Origin of the sequence: Oceaniradius stylonematis (assembly GCF_965223445.1) — a bacterium.
In the GTDB taxonomy this organism is placed as follows: Bacteria; Pseudomonadota; Alphaproteobacteria; order Rhizobiales; family Rhizobiaceae; genus Roseitalea; species Roseitalea stylonematis.
This window is the reverse complement of sequence record NZ_OZ244994.1, coordinates 2,736,007-2,754,506: the sequence shown is the minus strand read 5'-3', so window position 1 is coordinate 2,754,506 and position 18,500 is coordinate 2,736,007. Positions and strand designations below refer to the sequence as shown.

16 protein-coding genes and 1 tRNA gene are annotated in these 18,500 nt (G+C 65.0%); 11 read left to right on the top strand and 6 right to left on the bottom strand.

Annotated features, from left to right (window positions below; genetic code table 11):
• Positions 1–17: 17 nt before the first annotated feature.
• A tRNA-Pro gene (locus tag ACOQOU_RS13600) sits at positions 18–202 on the top strand.
• 568 nt (positions 203–770) lie between these two features.
• Here the strand turns inward: ACOQOU_RS13600 and argS are convergent.
• Positions 771–2,435 (bottom strand): arginine--tRNA ligase, encoded by a 1,665-nt coding sequence (argS, locus tag ACOQOU_RS13595; protein WP_306025277.1) that lies wholly within the window; start codon positions 2,433–2,435, stop codon positions 771–773.
• Between the two features lie 276 nt (positions 2,436–2,711).
• A complete protein-coding gene (locus ACOQOU_RS13590) occupies positions 2,712–4,214 on the bottom strand; it encodes a CoA-acylating methylmalonate-semialdehyde dehydrogenase (RefSeq protein ID WP_306025276.1) in 1,503 nt (500 codons plus the stop codon).
• A 100-nt stretch (positions 4,215–4,314) separates the two neighbouring features.
• Here ACOQOU_RS13590 and ACOQOU_RS13585 point away from each other — a divergent pair, with 100 nt between their 5' ends.
• Positions 4,315–5,193: a LysR family transcriptional regulator gene (locus ACOQOU_RS13585; protein WP_109766556.1), complete on the top strand. Its 879-nt coding sequence runs from the start codon at positions 4,315–4,317 to the stop codon at positions 5,191–5,193.
• 26 nt (positions 5,194–5,219) lie between these two features.
• Here the strand turns inward: ACOQOU_RS13585 and ACOQOU_RS13580 are convergent, their stop codons facing one another.
• Positions 5,220–5,687 (bottom strand): Lrp/AsnC family transcriptional regulator, encoded by a 468-nt coding sequence (locus tag ACOQOU_RS13580; RefSeq protein ID WP_109766555.1) that lies wholly within the window; start codon positions 5,685–5,687, stop codon positions 5,220–5,222.
• 148 nt (positions 5,688–5,835) lie between these two features.
• Between ACOQOU_RS13580 and ACOQOU_RS13575 the strand changes: the two genes are divergently transcribed.
• Genes ACOQOU_RS13575 through lpdA form a run of 9 tightly spaced genes read left to right on the top strand, consistent with a single transcriptional unit; the run spans position 5,836 to position 15,423 of the window.
• Positions 5,836–6,987: an acyl-CoA dehydrogenase family protein gene (locus tag ACOQOU_RS13575; RefSeq protein ID WP_306025275.1), complete on the top strand. Its 1,152-nt coding sequence runs from the start codon at positions 5,836–5,838 to the stop codon at positions 6,985–6,987.
• Positions 6,984–8,039: an enoyl-CoA hydratase/isomerase family protein gene (locus ACOQOU_RS13570; RefSeq protein ID WP_306025274.1), complete on the top strand. Its 1,056-nt coding sequence runs from the start codon at positions 6,984–6,986 to the stop codon at positions 8,037–8,039. The genes ACOQOU_RS13575 and ACOQOU_RS13570 overlap by 4 nt, the downstream gene beginning before the upstream one ends.
• Positions 8,036–8,908: a 3-hydroxyisobutyrate dehydrogenase gene (gene mmsB / locus ACOQOU_RS13565; RefSeq protein WP_306025273.1), complete on the top strand. Its 873-nt coding sequence runs from the start codon at positions 8,036–8,038 to the stop codon at positions 8,906–8,908. Before ACOQOU_RS13570 ends, mmsB begins: the two co-directional genes overlap by 4 nt.
• On the top strand, positions 8,905–9,678 hold the full coding sequence (locus tag ACOQOU_RS13560; RefSeq protein WP_306025272.1) for an enoyl-CoA hydratase-related protein: 774 nt from the start codon (positions 8,905–8,907) through the stop codon (positions 9,676–9,678). Before mmsB ends, ACOQOU_RS13560 begins: the two co-directional genes overlap by 4 nt.
• A 30-nt stretch (positions 9,679–9,708) precedes the next feature.
• A complete protein-coding gene (locus ACOQOU_RS13555; protein WP_109766550.1) occupies positions 9,709–10,476 on the top strand; it encodes an SDR family NAD(P)-dependent oxidoreductase in 768 nt (255 codons plus the stop codon).
• Between the two features lie 7 nt (positions 10,477–10,483).
• Positions 10,484–11,713, top strand: coding sequence for a 3-methyl-2-oxobutanoate dehydrogenase (2-methylpropanoyl-transferring) subunit alpha (locus ACOQOU_RS13550; protein ID WP_109766549.1), 1,230 nt, complete (start codon positions 10,484–10,486; stop codon positions 11,711–11,713).
• A 1-nt stretch (position 11,714) separates the two neighbouring features.
• Positions 11,715–12,728 carry an alpha-ketoacid dehydrogenase subunit beta gene (locus ACOQOU_RS13545; protein ID WP_109766548.1) on the top strand — a complete coding sequence of 338 codons (1,014 nt, stop codon included), beginning with the start codon at positions 11,715–11,717 and terminating at the stop codon, positions 12,726–12,728.
• A 2-nt stretch (positions 12,729–12,730) separates the two neighbouring features.
• Positions 12,731–14,035: a dihydrolipoamide acetyltransferase family protein gene (locus ACOQOU_RS13540; RefSeq protein WP_109766547.1), complete on the top strand. Its 1,305-nt coding sequence runs from the start codon at positions 12,731–12,733 to the stop codon at positions 14,033–14,035.
• Positions 14,032–15,423, top strand: a complete 1,392-nt coding sequence (lpdA, locus tag ACOQOU_RS13535) for a dihydrolipoyl dehydrogenase (protein ID WP_306025271.1) — start codon at positions 14,032–14,034, stop codon at positions 15,421–15,423. Before ACOQOU_RS13540 ends, lpdA begins: the two co-directional genes overlap by 4 nt.
• 39 nt (positions 15,424–15,462) lie before the next feature.
• Here the strand turns inward: lpdA and ACOQOU_RS13530 are convergent, their stop codons facing one another.
• The 3 genes from ACOQOU_RS13530 to ACOQOU_RS13520 form a co-directional block, all read right to left on the bottom strand.
• Positions 15,463–16,824 carry a TRAP transporter large permease gene (locus tag ACOQOU_RS13530; RefSeq protein WP_306025270.1) on the bottom strand — a complete coding sequence of 454 codons (1,362 nt, stop codon included), beginning with the start codon at positions 16,822–16,824 and terminating at the stop codon, positions 15,463–15,465.
• 30 nt (positions 16,825–16,854) lie between these two features.
• Positions 16,855–17,391, bottom strand: a complete 537-nt coding sequence (locus ACOQOU_RS13525; protein WP_109766544.1) for a TRAP transporter small permease subunit — start codon at positions 17,389–17,391, stop codon at positions 16,855–16,857.
• A 71-nt stretch (positions 17,392–17,462) separates the two neighbouring features.
• The gene (locus ACOQOU_RS13520) at positions 17,463–18,497 is read right to left on the bottom strand and encodes a TRAP transporter substrate-binding protein (RefSeq protein ID WP_196780343.1); all 1,035 of its coding nucleotides are present in this window, start codon (positions 18,495–18,497) and stop codon (positions 17,463–17,465) included.
• Between the last annotated feature and the right edge of the window lie 3 nt (positions 18,498–18,500).

Genomic DNA, 18,500 nt, shown 5'->3' with positions numbered 1-18,500 from the left:
AACGGAGGATCTCAATTGCATCTGTAGCTCAACCGGATACGCGGCTGGAACGGGAAACCCGGAAACTTCGGCTCGCTGATCGTGATTCACCAGGGCATCGTCACGAGAAAGCGGTTCGTATGCGGAACGGCGCCTCCTACGGCTCAAGAGCACCAGCTTTGGGGGCTGGAAGGTGCGGGTTCGAGTCCCGTCAGATGCGCCAAACAAACATCTGCCATTGCCGCGGCGGCGCCGGTGAGCGCCAGCGCCGTTCCGGCGGCAACACAATCCGACCCGGATAAGAAAGGAGGTGATTACAAATGGCCAAAGTTCCAGCTTTCAACAAAGCTCCAGCGATCGAAGAGATCCGGGCGACGCTCTCTCGAGCAAGCTCGCGCCTCTCGGCGGTTTCGGCGCCACTGGCTAGCCAGTCGGTTCCAGCCGCGGGATTGCCAGTGGCAGGATTGCCACCTGCGGGAATGCCACCTGAAGGCATGCCACCCGCAGGGATGCCACCGCTCAAGGCGGTGCCACTGGCCGATCTCAAGGACGTCGGCGTTCCAGCTGCGCAACCATTCGCACGCGATGCGATGCCAGTTGCCAGCGCTGCGCCAATCGTCTCGAGAGCGCTGGCCAGCCTCGATGCGGTTCCAGCGCGCTAAGCGCGGTGCCGACATGAGGCCCTGACCGACATCCTGGAAAACGGATGAGGATGCCCTGGAGTGATGCCCTGGACAGATGCCCTGGAACAAAGATGCCCTGGATAGGCCGCGGCGATGTCCGCGGCCTTCTTACTCCCGCCAACCGAGCGCGGCGACGCCGCGCAACAGCACACGCCGCAAAAGCGCGTCGCCCTCGACATCGGCATAAAGCGCGTCGCCCTCGGCATCGGCATCGGGCGCCAGGCGCTCGTCGGCGAGCCGGATGAGCTGACGGACCAGAAGTTTGGGTTCGGCCTTCAAGGCGGCGGTCTCGGTCATGCGTGCGATGCGCTCGTTCTGGAAAGCGAGGAAGCGGACTTTCGGCGTGATCGCATCAACGCCGTTCGCATTGTTGGTTGCGGCGATGGCCCGCGCGATCCGCAACCCCGGATTCAGGTCCTGATCGAGCAAGGCGTCAGGCGAAATGTCGATGCTGTCCTCCAGATCGGCTTCGAGCATCGGTGCCATGACGGCGGCGCGCGCCATGGCGACCGCTTCCTGCGGATCGCCATAAAAGCCCGACCGGGTCAGGACGGCGTCCACCTCATCGCAAAGATCGTCCAGCAAAAGCACCGAGCCTGAACTTGACTTCATGTCCGAGCCTTCGAGGCGAACCAGCTGGTGGGGCACGATCCGGTAGCGTGATGGAAAACCGGTTTGTCGCATGTTTTCCAATGCATCGAGCCGGATTTCGGTGCTCGTGCGCCACTCCTGGCCCATCACATGGACGACAGGATCGGCATCGCTGAACCCGTCGCGCAAACCGTCCCAAAGGGCCAGAGCGCGCAGATGTTCGGTGGGAAAGCCATCGGAGCGCGAAAGCGGGCAGCGGGCGTAATCGGCGCGACCGGTTTCCAGCACGGCGGCGCCTGAGGCCTCGCGAAAGGCCAGCCCCGCCGCGGCCAGCCTGCCGATCGTCGCGTCGGCGCCGGACACGGCATCCGATTCGTAGACAAGCCGCTCAAAACCGATTCCGAGCCGCGCCAGCGTCGCCTCCTGCTCCCGGACCACGCGTTCGATCACCGATTTCCACAGCGCGCGAAGGTCGGGATCATGGGCACGCCAGCGATCGAGCACCATGTCGGCCTCGTCATCGTGCCGCGCGACTTCACGGGCGATCGGCGCGTCGGCCTCCGCCTGGCCATCCGTCGATACCTGAGCGTCGCGCACATAGGTCGCATAGAGTTCGCCAAGGCGCGGGGCCAACGGCCCCGGGGCTGCGAGCGCTGGCCCGGCGCCAGCCGCCATCAGACCCGCCAGTGCCTCGGCAACATTGCGCCCGATGTCGCAGACAACGCTTTGGCATTCCACCTCGGCGCCGAGCGAACGCCAGAGGGCGGCAATGGCACCGCCTATGGCCGCATTGCGAAGATGGCCGACATGGAGCGCCTTGTTGGCATTGGGATCGCAAAAGCACACAACGACGCGGCGCGCGGCATGGGCGCCGGAGGCACGATCGCCACGGGCGTGTCTGTCGAGCAATTCCGATACGAAAGCGTCGGTGAAGCGTATGGCGAGCTTCTGCCTTGCAAGCCGTGCCGTCTCGACCTGCGGGCTCGCCGACAGATCCCGGACAAGTCCCTCGCCCGCGCTCTTGTCGATCTTCGACTTGACGAACACGCTGACATCGAACGGGCCGGCGGCGCCGCGGCGGAAGTCGGTCTGCAGGGCAACCGGGCCCAAGCGGGCGCGCACCTCGGATTCGACGGTATCGAGCAGGCGGCCATCTTCGGGAACGATCTCGATTGCTGCCATGCCGCACCGGTCTTCTTCCATAGCCTTTGCCGGCAGGTCCTGTTTCGAAAAACGCCGACGAGCCTGCAATCTTGGGATGTATTTTGATCAATACAATCCTTGATTGCAAATCCGATGATCGACGCCGGGGATGGGCCGTCTCTCGGGGGCATCAGGCGCAGGCCGGAGGCTGTCTCACACGCAGAAGGAACGCGAGACAATCCGACCGTGCCCGATCCGAATGGCCTTTTCGGGCCGGCACTTGCACAGTCGGTCACTGACACATGTCCGATCGCGTCAACCAAGCGTCGGAATGGCGAATTGAGGCGCGTTGGCTGCATTGGTCGGCCAGCGCGTCGTCGTGGTCTTCATGCGCGTGTAGAAGCGGATGCCTTCCATGCCGTGCATGTTGTGGTCGCTGAAGTTGGACGCCTTCCAGCCGCCGAAGGAATGAAACGCCATCGGGACGGGGATAGGCACGTTGACGCCCACCATGCCGACCTCAATGTCCTGGCTGAACCGGCGCGCCGTATTGCCGTTGGAGGTGAAAACCGCCGTTCCGTTGGCATAATCGTGGCGATCGATCAGCGCGATCGCCTCTTCATACGATGGCCGCCGGACGACCGACAGAACCGGACCGAAAATCTCGTCCTTCCACACGTCCATGTCCGGCGTGACATGATCGAGAAGCGTCGCCCCCATGAAGAACCCGTTCTCGTAACCCTGCCGGTCCTGGCGGAAGTCGCGGCCATCGGTGACGATCCTGGCGCCCTCCTCCTCGCCGCGCCCGACATAGCCGCGAACCCGGTCCAGATGTTCAGCTGTGATCAGCGGCCCCATCTCGGAGGACGGGTCGCTGCCCGGGCCGATCTTGAGCGCCTCGATCTTGGGTACGAGACGCTCGATCAGAGCGTCGGCGACGGCATCGGTGACCGGAACGGCAACAGAGATCGCCATGCAGCGCTCGCCGGCGGAGCCGAAGGCAGCGCCCATCAACGCGTCGGCGGTCATGTCCATGTCGGCGTCCGGCATGATCACGGCATGGTTCTTGGCGCCGCCAAGCGCCTGGACGCGCTTGCCATTGGCCATCGCCGTGCGGTGGATGTACTCCGCAACCGGCGTCGAGCCGACAAAGCTGACCGCGCGCACATCGGGATGATGCAGCAGCGCATCGACGGCCTGCTTGTCGCCCTGCACGACATTGAAGACACCATCCGGCAGACCGCATTCGGCCAGCCACGCCGCCAGCTTCAGCGCCGGGGACGGCACCCGTTCGGACGGTTTGAGGACGAAGGTGTTGCCGCAGGCAAGCGCGACCGGGAACATCCACAACGGCACCATGGTTGGAAAATTGAAGGGTGTGATGCCGGCGCACACGCCCAGCGACTGCCGGATGCTGTGGGTATCGACGTCCGAGCCGACATTTTCCGAGAACTCGCCCTTGAGCAGGTGCGGCGCGCCCACCGCGAACTCCACCACCTCGATGCCGCGTGTGACCTCGCCGAGTGCGTCCGCGTGGGTCTTTCCATGCTCGGCCGAAATCGTCTCGGCAAGCTCGTCGGCGCGCTCCCACAACAGCGTCTTGAAACGGTCGAGAATGCGGGCACGGCGCAGCGGCGGTGTTTTCGACCAGTCCGGCCAGGCTTTTCGGGCCGCAGCAACGGCGGCTTCGACCTCGCTGCCATCGGCGAGTGCGACCGACTTGTCGGACGCTCCGACCGCCGGGTTGAATACCGGCACCGTGCGCCCGGACGCGCCGTCGCGCATCGCCCCGTCCAAATAGTGGCCGATTACCGTCATGTTCTGGCTCCTTCATCCTTGTTGGCTGACGGGCTATCATTTCCTATCATCCACAAATATAGATAATGGAAGCGAACTGTTATCTGAATTCGGATATCAAATGGACTGGGACGATCTCCGCCATTTCCTGGCAGCCGCGCGGGCCGGCCAGATCCTCGGCGCCGCCCGGCGGATGGGCATCAGCCAGTCGACCCTCAACCGGCGCATATCGGCGCTCGAAGAAGACCTCGGCACACGCCTGTTCGAACGCTCGACCAGCGGCAGCACCCTGACCGAGGCCGGATCACGGCTGCTCGAACACGCCGAACGCATGGAAGCGGAAACCTTGCGGATCCGGGCAGGCCTTGCCGGCCCCGATGCTCCGCTGACCGGAACCGTACGGATCGGCGCGCCCGACGGGTTCGGCGTGGCCTTCCTCGCCGGGCGCATCGGCACGTTCGCCGCGCGCCATCCGCACCTGACGGTGCAGATCGTTCCGGCATCCCGCAACTTTTCCCTGTCGCGGCGCGAAGCCGACATTGCCGTAACCGTGGGGCGGCCATCCAAGGGAAGGCTGCGCGCCAAGAAGCTGACCGACTACACGCTGGGCCTTTATGCGTCCGCCGACTATCTGGCCCGGATGTCGACGCCCCGCACCCACGACGATCTTCGGAACCATACACTGATCGGCTATGTCGACGACCTGATCTTCGCTTCGCAACTGGACTTCGCCGTCGACCTGCCGGTGAAGTGGCAATCGCGGATCGAGGTGTCGGGCGCCACAGGTCAGTTCGAAGTCGCGCGCGCCGGCGCGGGCATCGGCATCCTGCACCGCTTCATGGCCGAGGACGACCCGGCGCTGGTCCGGGTTCTGCCGGAGATCGCGCTGACGCGCAGCTATTGGGCCGTCTGGCACGAAAGCCATCATGCCAGCCGCCGCGTGCGGGCCGTCATCGACTTCCTGGACGAGGCCGTGCGCGATGCCAGAAGCTGTTTCTGACGCCGACGCCAGCCGCCGCGGCGCCGTCAAACGGGCACGAAAGAACTGACCCGTTTAAGGCAGCGCAGCGAAAAGCTCGACTTGGAGTGCCGCAGACCTGCGATCTTGAACAAACGCTCGCGCAGGAACTCCTCGACACCGCGTGTCCCATCGGCGACGATCTTGACATGGAAGTCGTGATCGCCCGCCATGAGATGGACCTCGAGCACCTCGGGAAAATCGGCCATTGCCTTGCCGAACGCCTCAAGCACGCCGGTTTCGTGCTGGTCGAGCGAGACTTCCACCATGACCGTTTCGCCGACACCGAGGGCTTCATGATTGAGGACCGCGGTGTAGCCGGCGATGACGCCCTTTTCCTCCAGACGTTTGACCCGCTGCCAGCACGGGCTCGCCGACAATCCGACGGCCTTGGCCAGTTCGGCATTGGTCAGACGACCGTTCGCAACCAAGGCCCTGAGGATGCGACGATCGATTTCGTCAATTGGTTTCGACACGGTTGATTCTCATGTTGTTTCCATATTTCGAAAAAGATAATTCTGCGAAAACGTGGAATTGGCAAGCGATAAAGGAACACATTTCTCGTAGGCTGGGCTAGTCTTCCGAGACGGAAAGCCCTGCCGGGTACGCATTGGGAGCAGCAGTTTGGACTTCGCGCTTTCCGAGGGGCAGCAAATGCTCTTCGACACGGCCTTCGAATTCGGTCAGGAACAGATCGCGCCGCACGCCCAGGCCTGGGAGCGCGCGGGCACGATCCCGCGAGAGCTGCTCGAAAACGCCGGCGCGCTTGGTTTCGGCGCCCTTTATGTGCCCGAACAAATGGGCGGGGCGGGTTTGTCACGCCTTGACGCGACGCTCGTGTTCGAGGCGCTGTCGGCGGCGTGCCCGTCTGTTGCAGCCTTCATCTCGATCCACAACATGTGCACACACATGGTCGCGCACAATGGCACCGACGCGTTCAAGGAAGCATGGCTGGAGAGCATGACCTCCATGCAGTCGATCGCCTCTTACTGCCTGACCGAGCCGGGCTCCGGGTCCGATGCGGCGGCGCTGCGGACCAGAGCAGTCAAATCCGGCGGAGCCTATACATTGAACGGCACCAAGGCGTTCATATCGGGTGGCGGGTTTTCCGATCTCTATCTGGTCATGTGCCGCACCGGCGAGAACGGCCCGCGCGGCATTTCGGCGATCGTCGTCCCCGACGGCGCCGATGGGCTGAGCTTCGGCGCGGCGGAGCGCAAGATGGGCTGGCGCGCCCAACCGACCGCGCAAGTGCAACTCGACGACTGCACCGTGCAGGAGAGCCATCTGCTGGGCGCGGAGGGGGAAGGCTTCGCGCTCGCCATGGCGGGCCTGGACGGCGGGCGGCTGAACATCGCAGCCTGCGCGCTGGGGGGTGCGCAGGCCGCCTTGCGCACGGCGCTCGACTATGTCGGCGAGCGCCAGGCGTTCGGCCGGACCATCGACCAGTTCCAGGGATTGCAGTTCCGCCTCGCCGACATGGAAACCGAACTGCAGGCCGCGCGCGTCTTCCTGCGGCAGGCCGCGTGGAAACTCGACACGAAGAGCCATGACGCGACCGTCCACTGCGCCATGGCCAAGCGCTTCGTCACCGACACCGCCTTTCGTGTCGCCAACGATGCTTTGCAGCTTCTCGGCGGCTATGGCTATCTTGAGGATTACGGCATCGAGAAGATCGTTCGCGACCTGCGCGTCCACCAGATTCTCGAAGGCACGAACGAGATCATGCGCGTCATCACGGCGCGATCGCTTCTGCGGGAGCGTGGACGCGGATGACCGAAGAACCGGAAATCCTGATCCGGCGGCAGGGCCGCGTCGGCCAAATCACGCTGAACAGGCCAAAGGTGCTGAACGCGCTGTCGCCGGCCATGATCGAGGCCATTTCGAATGCGCTGTCCGACTGGGCGCGTGATCGCGACATTGCGATGGTGCTGATCGATGCGGCGGGCGAGCGTGCCTTCTGCGCGGGCGGCGACATCAATGTGCTGTATGAGCGCGCCCTTGCGGGCGATCACGAGTTCGGCCGCGCCTTCTGGCGCGCCGAGTACCGCATGAACGCGCAGATCGCGCATTTCCCCAAACCCTTCGTCGCCCTTGTCCACGGCATCGTCATGGGCGGCGGCGTTGGCGTGTCGCTGCACGGCTCTCACCGCGTCGTTGCCGACACGGTCACCTTCGCCATGCCCGAATGCGCGATCGGGCTGATCCCCGATGTCGGCGCATCGCTGCTGCTCGGGCGCACGCCGGGGCATTTCGGCGAGTTTCTCGGTTTGACCGGGCGCCGTCTGGATGCCGCCGAGATGGTGCATTGCGGTCTGGCCGACCAGATCGTCGCGGCCGGAACAATGGACGATCTGCGTGCCGCGCTGCTCGAAAGCGGCGATCCGGCGGAGGCAAAGAAGTTTGCGGTCGATCCCGGCCATGCAGCCATCGCCGCCGAGAAGTCCTCGATCAACGCGGTGTTCGGTATTGAGACCATCGAACTGATCCATGAGGCATTGCGCGCGCTGGACAATGACTGGGGCGCAGAGGTCCGGGGTCAACTCGACGCGGGCTCGGTGCTGTCCCAGCACATCGCCCTGTCGACGATCCGCAAGGCGCGCCGGCACGGATCGGTCGTTGCCGCCCTCCGGGACGAATTCCGGTTCACGTCGCGGGCGACCGAACGCGCCGAACTGATCGAAGGCATCCGCGCCGCCGTCATCGACAAGGACCGCAATCCGCAATGGCGCTACAGGATGCTGCAAGACGTGCCGGACCCGCTGCTTTCCGAGTTTTCCGAAAAGGCGCCCGGCGGAGACTTTTCCTATCTGGAGCGACCCGCATGAAGATCGCATTCCTCGGACTTGGCAATATGGGCGCACCGATGGCGCGCAACCTCGTCGCCGCCGGACATGATCTGATCGGTTTCGACGCCCAATTGACCGCGGTCGACGGGATCGAACTCGCTGCGTCGGCAACCGACGCCGTCGCCGATGCCGAGGCGGTGATCACCATGCTCCCCAACGGCGACATCCTGCGCCAGGTCTATGCGCACATCGTTCCGGCGGCGCCCGCCGGGAGCCTTTTTGTCGACTGCACGACCGCCGATGTGGACAGTGCGGTCGCCGCGGCCCGTGAAGCCGAACAAGCCGGACATCTGGCGCTGGATGCCCCGGTATCCGGCGGCGTTGCAGGGGCGCAGGCCGGCACGCTGACATTCATGGTCGGCGGCTCGCCGGCCGCATTCGAGCGGGCCGCGCCACTGCTCGACACGATGGGTCAGCGCGCCATTGCCTGCGGCCCGTCCGGCTCGGGACAGGCCGCCAAGATCTGCAACAACATGCTGCTCGGCATCACCATGGCCGGCACCTGCGAGGCGATCGCTCTGGCCGACAGTCTCGGGCTCGACCGGCAGGCCTTCTTCGACGTGGTCTCGACGTCGTCGGGCCAGTGCTGGTCGATCAACACCTACTGCCCGATGCCGGGCATCGGACCCGCCTCCCCGGCCGACAATGATTACAAGCCCGGCTTTGCCGCCGAACTGATGCTCAAGGATCTCGACTTGAGCCAGAAGGCCGCCGGCGCGTCCGGAACCGCGACGCCGCTTGGAGCGACGGCATCCGATCTCTACAGGGCGTTCGTGGAAGGCACCGGCACGGGCAAGGATTTCTCCGCGATCCTCAAACATATCGAAGCCATGAAGAGGCGGTCATGAGCGGGCCTGCGATCGTCTGGGAACGGCGCGACCGCGTCCTGCTGATCACCCTCAACCGACCCCGGCAGCTCAACGCGCTCAATCGGGACACGGTGCGCGAGCTCAACGCGCTGCTGGTGCCGGCGGACAAAGACCCGGCGCTCGGCTGCGTGGTCATTACCGGCAACGACAAGGCATTAGCCGCCGGCGCGGACATCAAGGAGATGCAGGACAAGTCCTATCAGGCCATGGCGCGCGACGATCATTTCGCCGAATGGGAGACATTTGCCCGCCTGCGCACACCGCGCATCGCCGCCGTCAACGGCTACGCGCTGGGTGGTGGCTGCGAACTGATGCTGATGTGCGATTTCGCGATCGCCGGCCGCTCGGCGAAATTCGGCCTGCCGGAGATCAAGCTCGGTGTCATGCCGGGCATGGGCGGCACGCAGCGGCTGCCCCGGCTGGTGGGTCGCGCGCTGGCCATGGATCTGATTCTGACAGGCCGGATGATGGACGCCGCCGAGGCGCTCGCCGCCGGCCTTGTTGCGCGCCTCGTCGATGACGATGCGGTCGTGGAAACCGCCTTGAAGGCGGCCGAGACCATCGCCGGCTATTCGAAACCGGCCACGCTTCTGGCCCGCGATGCCGTGAACCGTGCCGACGAGGTCTCGCTGTCGGAAGGCGCACTCTTCGAACGCCGGGTGTTTCACTCGCTTTTTGCGACCGAAGACCAGCGCGAGGGCATGGCGGCCTTCGTCGAGAAGCGGAAGCCGACCTTCACCGGCAGCTGAGACTGCCCGACCAACTCGGAGGAGCAAGCGATGGACATCGGAGCACACACCCCTGTCGTCGTTGCCGGCGGCGCGTCGGGCCTGGGATCGGCGGTCGTCCGGCATTTCGCCGGCCTTGGCGCACCGGTCGGTTTTCTGGATCGTGACGAGGCTGCGGGCAAAGACCTCGCAGACGAGCTGGACGCCGTTTTCGCGCCGGCCGATGTGTCCGACTGGGACAGCGTGAACGCAGCGCTTTCGGCCCTGCGTGCGGTGAACGGTCAGGAGCGCATCTGCGTCAACTGCGCCGGGATCGCGCCCGCCGCGCGAACGGTCTCGCGCAGCGGCGCGCACGATCCGGCGCTTTTCGCCAAGGTCGTCGCGGTCAATCTCGTGGGGACCTTCAATGTCGCAACGCTCAGCGCAACGGGGATGAGCACGCTCGAGCCGGCCAACGAAGACGGCGAGCGCGGCATCATCATCAACACGGCCTCCGTCGCCGCCTTCGAGGGGCAGATCGGCCAGGTGGCCTATGCCGCTTCCAAGGGCGGTGTGGCAGCAATGACGCTGCCTATGGCGCGCGATCTTGCTGGGGTCGGCATCCGTGTCGTCACTCTGGCACCTGGCATTTTCGCGACGCCGATGGTCTCGGCTTTTTCGACCGAGGTTCAGGACGCGCTCGCCCAAAGCGTGCCGTTCCCGCGCCGGCTCGGCCAGCCCGAGGAATTCGCCCGCATGGCCGCCGCGCTGGTCGAAACGACGATGATGAATGGCGAGGTCGTGCGCATCGACGGCGCCATCAGAATGCAGCCGAGATAGAAAGACGATGACCGATCATCCCCTCAGCCTCCATGTCCCGGAGCCGGGCTGCCGGCCCGGCGACGAGCCCGACTTCTCCGACTTCGAAGTGCCGAAGGCCGGTGCGGTCCGCAGGCCGGCCATCGACGAGGCGCCCGAAAAGATGCGCGACATGGCGTTTTCCATCGTCCGCGTCCTCAACCGCAAGGGCGAGGCGGTCGGTCCGTGGGCCGGCACGCTGTCGGGAGACGAGCTCAAGCAAGGACTGCGGGACATGATGACGCTGCGGCATTTCGACGACCGCATGCTCAAGGCGCAGCGGCAGGGCAAGACGAGCTTCTATGCCCAGCATCTGGGCGAGGAAGCGGTCGCCTGCGCCTTTCGCCGGGCGCTGGAAGACGGCGACATGAACTTTCCGACCTATCGGCAGGCGGGGCTTCTCATCGCCGGCGGCTACCCGCTGGAGACGATGATGAACCAGATCTTCTCCAATGCCCGCGATCCGCTCGAAGGCCGGCAGCTGCCGATCTTCTATTCCTCAAAAGACCACGGCTTCTTCACGATCTCGGGCAATCTGGGCACCCAGTTCATCCAGGCCGTGGGCTGGGCGATGGCGTCGGCGATCTCGGGCGACACGCGCATTGCGGCGGGCTGGATCGGCGACGGGTCCACCTCCGAAAGCGACTTTCACGCCGCCATGGTGTTCGCGTCGACTTACAAGGCGCCGGTGGTTCTGAACGTCGTCAACAATCAGTGGGCGATCTCCACTTTCCAGGGCATGGCGCGCGGCAATGCCGGCACGTTCGCCGCGCGCGGGCACGGCTTCGGCATTCCGTCGATCCGGGTCGACGGCAACGATTTTCTCGCCGTTCACGCCGTCGCCAAATGGGCGGCGGCTCGGGCCCGCGCCGGGCACGGACCGACGCTGATCGAGCATGTGACCTATCGCGCCGGTGCGCACTCGACCTCCGACGATCCCGCCGCCTACCGGACCAAGCACGAATTCGATGCCTGGCCGCTCGGCGATCCGGTCGCCCGGCTCAAGGCGCATCTGGTCACGCTGGGCATCTGGTCGGACGAGCGGCACATCCAGGCCGACGCCGAAATCCTCGACGAGGTCATGGCCGCGCAGAAGAAGGCCGAGGCCTGCGGCACGATGATCTCGGGTCCCGCGCCCTCGCCGCGCAGCATGTTCGAGCGTGTCTATGCGGAGATGCCCGACCATCTGCGGCGGCAGCGTCAGGAAGCGGGGTACTGACATGGCGCAAATGACGATGATCGAGGCCATTCAGAGCGCCCATGACGTCGCCATGGACCGGGACGAACGGGTCGTCGTCTTCGGCGAGGATGTCGGCTATTTCGGCGGCGTGTTCCGCTGCACGGCCGGGCTTCAGGAGAAATATGGCAGCCATCGCTGCTTCGATGCGCCGATCAATGAAAGCGGTATTGTCGGTGCGGCGATCGGCATGGCCGCCTACGGATTGAAACCGGTCGTCGAAATCCAGTTCGCCGACTACATGTACCCGGCTTACGACCAGATCGTCAGCGAAGCGGCGCGCATCCGCCACCGCTCCAATGGGGACTTCACCTGCCCGCTCGTCATCCGCATGCCCACCGGCGGCGGCATCTTTGGCGGCCAGACCCACAGCCAAAGCCCCGAAGCGCTTCTCACCCATGTGTCGGGTCTCAAGGTCGTCATCCCGTCCAATCCGCGCGATGCCAAGGGGCTCTTGATGGCGGCGATCGACGATCCCGATCCGGTGATCGTTCTCGAGCCCAAGCGCCTTTATAACGGCCCGTTTGACGGGCATCACGACCGTCCCGTCGTGCCGTGGAAGAAGCATGCGCTCGGCGATGTCGATGACGGCCATTTCTCGATACCGCTCGGCGAAGCCGCCATCTACCGCCCCGGTTCCGATCTGACCGTCCTGACCTACGGCACGATGGTCTACGTCGCCGAGGCGGCCGCGAACGAGACCGGACTCGACGTCGAGATCATGGATCTGCGGACCCTTTTGCCTCTCGATATGGATGCCATTGAAACATCGGTCGCCAAGACGGGCCGGTGCGTGATCATCCATGAAGCGACGCGGACATCGGGCTTTGGCGCGGAACTGAGCGCCGTCGTCCAGGAAACCTGTTTCTACGCGCTCGAAGCGCCGGTCACGCGCGTCTGCGGCTGGGACACGCCCTACCCGCATGCACAGGAATGGGCCTATTTCCCCGGCCCCGATCGTGTCGCCGCAGCGTTCCGTGCCGTCATGGAGGCCTGATCATGGGTGTCTACACCATCATGTTGCCCGATGTCGGCGAAGGGATCGCCGAGGCCGAACTGGTCGAATGGAACGTCGCCGTCGGCGACACGGTCCGGGAGGACGATGTGCTCGGCACGGTGATGACCGACAAGGCCGCCGTCGAGGTGCCGTCGACGGTGACCGGCCGTGTCGTCTGGCTGGCCGGACAACCGGGCGACACACTCGCCATCGGGTCGAAATTCATCCAGCTCGATATCGACGGCGAAGGCGACGACGAACCGGCCGGCGACGATGCGCCTGCCGCCGAAGCCAAAGCCGAAGAAGAAGCCGTTCTTGAAGCCGCTTCAGCCGCACCTGCCGAACCCGAGCCGCAGCCGGCTGGACGAGGATCGCCATCCCCGGAACCGCAACCGGTGCCCCGGCGAGCCGAACGGGCGCCCGCGCCGGTCCCGAGACCGCTTGCCGCGCCAGCGATCCGCAAGCGGGCGCGCGAGGCCGGTGTCGATCTGCGGCAGGTCGCCGGCACCGGACCTGCGGGCCGGATCGGCCATGACGATCTCGATGCCTTCATCGCCGGTGGAGGGCGACAGGGCGCTGGCAAGGTGCGCCGGCTCGCGACCGGTACGACGACGCGCAAGGTGGTCGGCATGCGCCGCCGCATCGCCGAGAAGATGGCGCTTTCCAAGAGCCGCATCCCGCACATCACGATCGTCGAGGAGATCGACGTCACCGCGCTCGAGGCGCTGCGCGCCCAGCTGAACGCCCAACACGCGCCCGAGCGCGGCAAGCTGACCGTGCTGCCGTTCATTGCGACCGCGCTGGTGCGCGGCATCGAAGCCCATCCGGGCATGAATGCCCGCTTCGACGATGAAGCCGGAGAGATCGAGGAACACGCGGCCGTGCATATCGGCATCGCCACCCAGACAGAAGCCGGCCTCGCCGTGCCCGTCATCAGCCATGCCGAGGCGCGGACCCTGTGGGACCTTGCCGCCGAGATCGACCGGCTGGCGACCACGACCCGCGACGGCAAGGCGACCCGCGACGAGCTGACCGGATCGACGATCACGATCACGTCGCTCGGGCCCCTCGGCGCGATTGCGACGACGCCGATCATCAACCATCCCGAGGTCGCAATTGTCGGCGTGAACAAGATGGCGATGCGCCCGATCTGGGACGGCGCGGCGTTTCAGCCACGCATGATGATGAACCTGTCCTGTTCGTTCGATCACCGCGTGATCGACGGCTGGGACGCCGCCAATTTCGTCCGCACGCTCAAGACGCATCTGGAAACGCCGGCGCTCCTGTTCATGGAGGCCGGGCAATGAGCGCCGGCACGTGCGGCCTGCTGGTGCTGGGCGCGGGTCCGGGGGGCTATGTCTGCGCGATCCGTGCCGGGCAGATTGGCATCGACACCGTCATCGTCGAGGAAACAGCGCCCGGCGGAACGTGCCTGAATGTCGGCTGCATCCCCTCCAAGGCACTGATCCACGCGGCCAACGAGTTCCACAAGATTACGCACGCATCGGACCAGTCCGCCCTTGGAATCAAGGTGGCCGATCCGACCATCGACCTTGGCAAGACGGTCGACTGGAAGGACGCGATCGTGCGCCGCCTGAATGGAGGCGTCGAAGGCCTTTTCAGGAAGGCCGGCGTGCGCCTCATCCGCGGACGCGGTGAAATCCTCGACGGCAAGACGGTTCGGGTCGTTACGGAGGATGGCGAGGAGACGATCCAGACGGAAGCACTGGTGCTGGCCTCCGGATCGGCGCCGGCGGCGCTGCCCACGCTGCCCTTCGGCGGCAAGGTCATCAGTTCGACCGAAGCGCTGTCCCTGGCCGAGCCGCCGTCCGCGCTGGCGGTCGTCGGCGGCGGCTATATCGGGCTCGAACTGGGCACGGCCTATGCCAAGCTCGGCTCGCGCGTGACGGTCATCGAGGCCGAAGAGCGCATACTGCCGCAATATGATGCCGCGATCACCCGCCCGGTTGAACAGAGCCTTGAACGTCTGGGGGCGACGGTCCTGACCCGCACCAAAGCGCTGGAGCCCACCAAGAAAGGACTTCGCGTCGACCATGCCGCCGATGGTCCGCGCGAGATCGAAGCGGACCGGATCCTCGTTACGACCGGCCGGACGCCGCGCATCCGCGAGGCCGGCATCGATGGCCTTGCCCTGACGATAACGCAAGACGGTTTCATCGCGATCGACGACCGCTGCGCGACCTCCATGCGTGGCGTCTACGCGATCGGGGACATCACGGGCGATCCGATGCTGGCGCACAAGGCCATGGCACAGGGCGAGCTTGTCGCGGAGGTCGTGGCCGGGCATCGCGCGCGGTGGGACCGTACCTGTATCCCGGCGGTGTGCTTCACCGATCCCGAGATCGTCACCTGCGGGCTGCTTCCCGATGAGGCGGCGGAACAGGGATTCGACGTTGCCGTCGGCCAGTTCCCGCTCGCCGCCAGCGGACGCGCCATGACCATGGAGGCTGCGTCGGGCTTCGTGCGGGCCGTCGCCGAGCGCGGCACCGGTCGCATCCTCGGTTTGCAGGCGGTCGGCCGCGACATTTCCGAACTGTCAACGGCGTTTGCGGTCGCCATCGAAATGGGCGCCGTTGTTGACGATATTTCCGGTGTCATTCACGCCCACCCGACCTTGGGCGAAGGACTGCAGGAAGCCTGTTTCGCCATCGGCGGCAAGGCGATCCACGTCTAGCGGACAACAGGGCGCCGCCGGCGGGCGGCGCATCCTGCGTCAGTTGAAGAGCCGGTTTGGCAGCCACAGCGCCAGATTCGGAAACTCCAGCACCAGCGCGAGCGCAATCAGCTGCAGCAGCACGAACGGAACGATGCCGCGGTAGATGTCACCGATCGTGACCAGATCGCGCGCCGTCCCCTTGGTGTAGAACAGCGCAAAGCCGAATGGGGGCGTCAGGAAACTCGTCTGCAGATTGATCGCAATGAGGATCGCAAACCAGTAGACGGTATCCACCGATGCAACGTGATCGCCGAAGTCGAGCAGTTGCACGATCGGCGCGAAGATCGGCAACACGATCAGCGTGATCTCGATCCAGTCGAAGAAAAAGCCCATGACGAAGACCATCAGCATCAGGATGCCAAGGATGCTCCACGGCCCGAGCACTCCCGTGTCGATGAGCGACAGGACAAGCTCCTCTCCGCCGAAGCGGCGGAACAGATAGCTGAACGCGGTCGCGCCGACGAAGATGAAAAAGATCATGGAAACCGTGGTCAGCGAGCGGCCCAGAACCTGGTTGAGGCCGGGCAGGCTCAGACGGCGCCGGAAAAGCGCGAGCGCAAGCGCTCCGAGCGCGCCCACGCCGGCCGCTTCCGTCGGCGTGGCCCAACCGCCGAGGATCGAGCCGAGAACCAGGCCGATCAGAAGCGCGGGCGGTATGAAGCCGTAGGCCAGCTTGCGGGCAAGCGCCCGTTTCTCGTCATCGGTCAAAGGCGTCGATGCGCGGGGCGCAAGCTTGGGCCGCATAAAGCTGATCGTGACGATATAGACCAGGTAGAGACCCGACAGGATCAGCCCCGGAACGAGCGCCGCCATGAACAGCTTGCCGACCGAGATCGTCAAGAGGTCGCCCATGATCACAAGCATGATCGAGGGCGGGATGAGAATCCCAAGCGTTCCCGATGCGGCGATCGTTCCCGTCGCCAGCGACGGCGCATAATTGTTGCGCAGCATCATCGGCAGTGCCAGCAGGGTCAGCATGGCGATCGATGCGCCGATGATCCCCGTCGAGGCGGCCAGGATGGTCCCCATCAGCGTCACCGACAAGGCAAGACCTCCCGGGACGCGGCGCATCAGCGTCTGAAGCCCATCCAGCAGGTCCTCGGCGATGCCGCTCTTCTCCAAGAGCGTGCCCATGACGACGAACATCGGTACCGCCACCATGACCGGATTGGCGACGATGCCGCTGAATATCCTGTTGATCAGCAGCGGCAGGTGGACGAAGCGGATCTCGCCCATCGCCAGCCCGATCCCGGCAAAGACCAGCGACACGCCGCCCAGGACGACCGCGACGGGCAGGCCCGAGAAGATGAACAACGCGAGGCTGACGAACATGATGATGGGCAGCCATTCAGCAAACATGCCAAAGTCCTCAGGTGGCGCCGCGAGCGGCTACGGATCGGGATAAAACGGAGTGTCCGGCGTCTTGCCGCCGGATCGCAGCGCGTCGATGCAGCGTGCCAGGATCGACAATGCCGACAGGATCACGAGCGCGAAGCCGATCGCCAGGAACGATTTGATGATCCAGCGGTTGGGAAGCCCGCTGCCGCCGACCGAGCCCTCGCCCGTCGCCCAGGCCCGCAGCGCGTAGTCGATCGAGAAGTGAAGCAGAAACCCGAGATAAGGGATCAGGAACAGGACAATACCGGCCGTTTCAAGCCAGATCTTGGTCCGCTGCGGAAAACTCTCGCGCAACAGATCGACACGGACATGCGCGTCTTTCAGATAGGTCGCGCCGAAACCGAGCAGCATGGCCGCGCCGTGCAGGTGCCATTGCAGTTCCTGCAGCAGGGTCGATCCGGTGTTGAAGAACTTCCGGCCGACCACGTCGTAGCCGATGACGAAGGCCAAGCCGAGCAACAGCCAGCCGCCGACGAAATGGCCCGCGCGCGGAAGGGCCGCACATGTACGCGCAATTGTCTGAAACATGGGTCCGTCCGGTCGCTTGGGCCCCTCCCGACCGTTCGGCCGGAAGGGGCAGCATGCGGATCAGCGAGGCGTCAGCGCAGATAGCCGAGATCGCGCCAGATGGCGTAGTTCTCTCGGAATTCGCTGTAGGAAGCCCACGTCCGCGCGAAGTCGGCGTCTTCGGACAGTTCATCGACGACCTCGAGCCATGCCGTCCGCATCGCTTCGAGGATCTCCGGAGACCAGGTGTGCAGCGTCACGCCCTGCTCCTGCAACTGCGCCAGCGCGTCGAACTGGATCGCCTCGCCCCAGGCGATCGATTCGGTGACGGCCGAGCGGCAGACTTCGTTGACGATCGCCTGATTGCGCTCGCCCAAATCGTTCCAGACATCCAGATTGATCAGCAGAGAGAAGAGCGAGGTCTGCTGATGCCAGCCCGGGAAATAGTAGTGGGAGGCATAATTGTTCATGCCGAGAGCGAGATCGAGGGCCGGCATCGAGATTTCCGCGGCATCGATCGTTCCCAGTTCGAGTGCCGGAACGGTGTCGCCGACCGGCAGGGTCTGGGCCGAGACGCCGAGCTTTTCCATCACACGGGCGCCAAGGCCGAAGAAGCGCATCTTCTTGCCCTGCAGGTCATCGAGCGTTTCGATGGGTTCGCGGAACCAGCCCGATGCCTCCGGCGGGATCGTCGAGCACAGGACCGGCTTGACGTTGTGGCCGGCGGAGATCTCTTCCCAGATTTCCTGGCCGCCACCGTGATAGTACCAGGCAAGATATTCGGGGGCCTCGGGGCCGAACGGCACGGAGGTGAACATCGCCGCCGACGGAATGATGCCCTGCGCGAAGCCCGGTGAATACCAGGCGGCATCGACGGCACCGGTGGAGACGGCATCCCACGCCTCGGGCGCCGGCACGAGCGCGCCGGGCTCGTTGAAGTTGAGCGACAGGTCACCGCCGCTGATCAGGTCCATGCGCTTGCCGATTTCCTGACCGATCTCGCCGATAATCGGGAATGTGCCGGGATAGACGCTGGTCATTTCCAGCGTCTGTGCGTGCGCCAGTGTCGTTGCACTGACCGCAGCGGCGAGCGCCGCGAGGCGCATGTGTGATTTGATGGACTTCATGGT

Coding starts and splice junctions, on each gene's coding strand:
- argS (WP_306025277.1), bottom strand. CDS start 2,435: ATGGCAGCAATCGAGATCGTTCCCGAAGATGGCCGCCTGCTCGATACC.
- ACOQOU_RS13570 (WP_306025274.1), top strand. CDS start 6,984: ATGACCGAAGAACCGGAAATCCTGATCCGGCGGCAGGGCCGCGTCGGC.
- ACOQOU_RS13530 (WP_306025270.1), bottom strand. CDS start 16,824: ATGTTTGCTGAATGGCTGCCCATCATCATGTTCGTCAGCCTCGCGTTG.
- ACOQOU_RS13520 (WP_196780343.1), bottom strand. CDS start 18,497: ATGAAGTCCATCAAATCACACATGCGCCTCGCGGCGCTCGCCGCTGCG.
- ACOQOU_RS13590 (WP_306025276.1), bottom strand. CDS start 4,214: ATGACGGTAATCGGCCACTATTTGGACGGGGCGATGCGCGACGGCGCG.
- mmsB (WP_306025273.1), top strand. CDS start 8,036: ATGAAGATCGCATTCCTCGGACTTGGCAATATGGGCGCACCGATGGCG.
- ACOQOU_RS13560 (WP_306025272.1), top strand. CDS start 8,905: ATGAGCGGGCCTGCGATCGTCTGGGAACGGCGCGACCGCGTCCTGCTG.
- ACOQOU_RS13585 (WP_109766556.1), top strand. CDS start 4,315: ATGGACTGGGACGATCTCCGCCATTTCCTGGCAGCCGCGCGGGCCGGC.
- lpdA (WP_306025271.1), top strand. CDS start 14,032: ATGAGCGCCGGCACGTGCGGCCTGCTGGTGCTGGGCGCGGGTCCGGGG.
- ACOQOU_RS13555 (WP_109766550.1), top strand. CDS start 9,709: ATGGACATCGGAGCACACACCCCTGTCGTCGTTGCCGGCGGCGCGTCG.
- ACOQOU_RS13540 (WP_109766547.1), top strand. CDS start 12,731: ATGGGTGTCTACACCATCATGTTGCCCGATGTCGGCGAAGGGATCGCC.
- ACOQOU_RS13545 (WP_109766548.1), top strand. CDS start 11,715: ATGGCGCAAATGACGATGATCGAGGCCATTCAGAGCGCCCATGACGTC.
- ACOQOU_RS13525 (WP_109766544.1), bottom strand. CDS start 17,391: ATGTTTCAGACAATTGCGCGTACATGTGCGGCCCTTCCGCGCGCGGGC.
- ACOQOU_RS13550 (WP_109766549.1), top strand. CDS start 10,484: ATGACCGATCATCCCCTCAGCCTCCATGTCCCGGAGCCGGGCTGCCGG.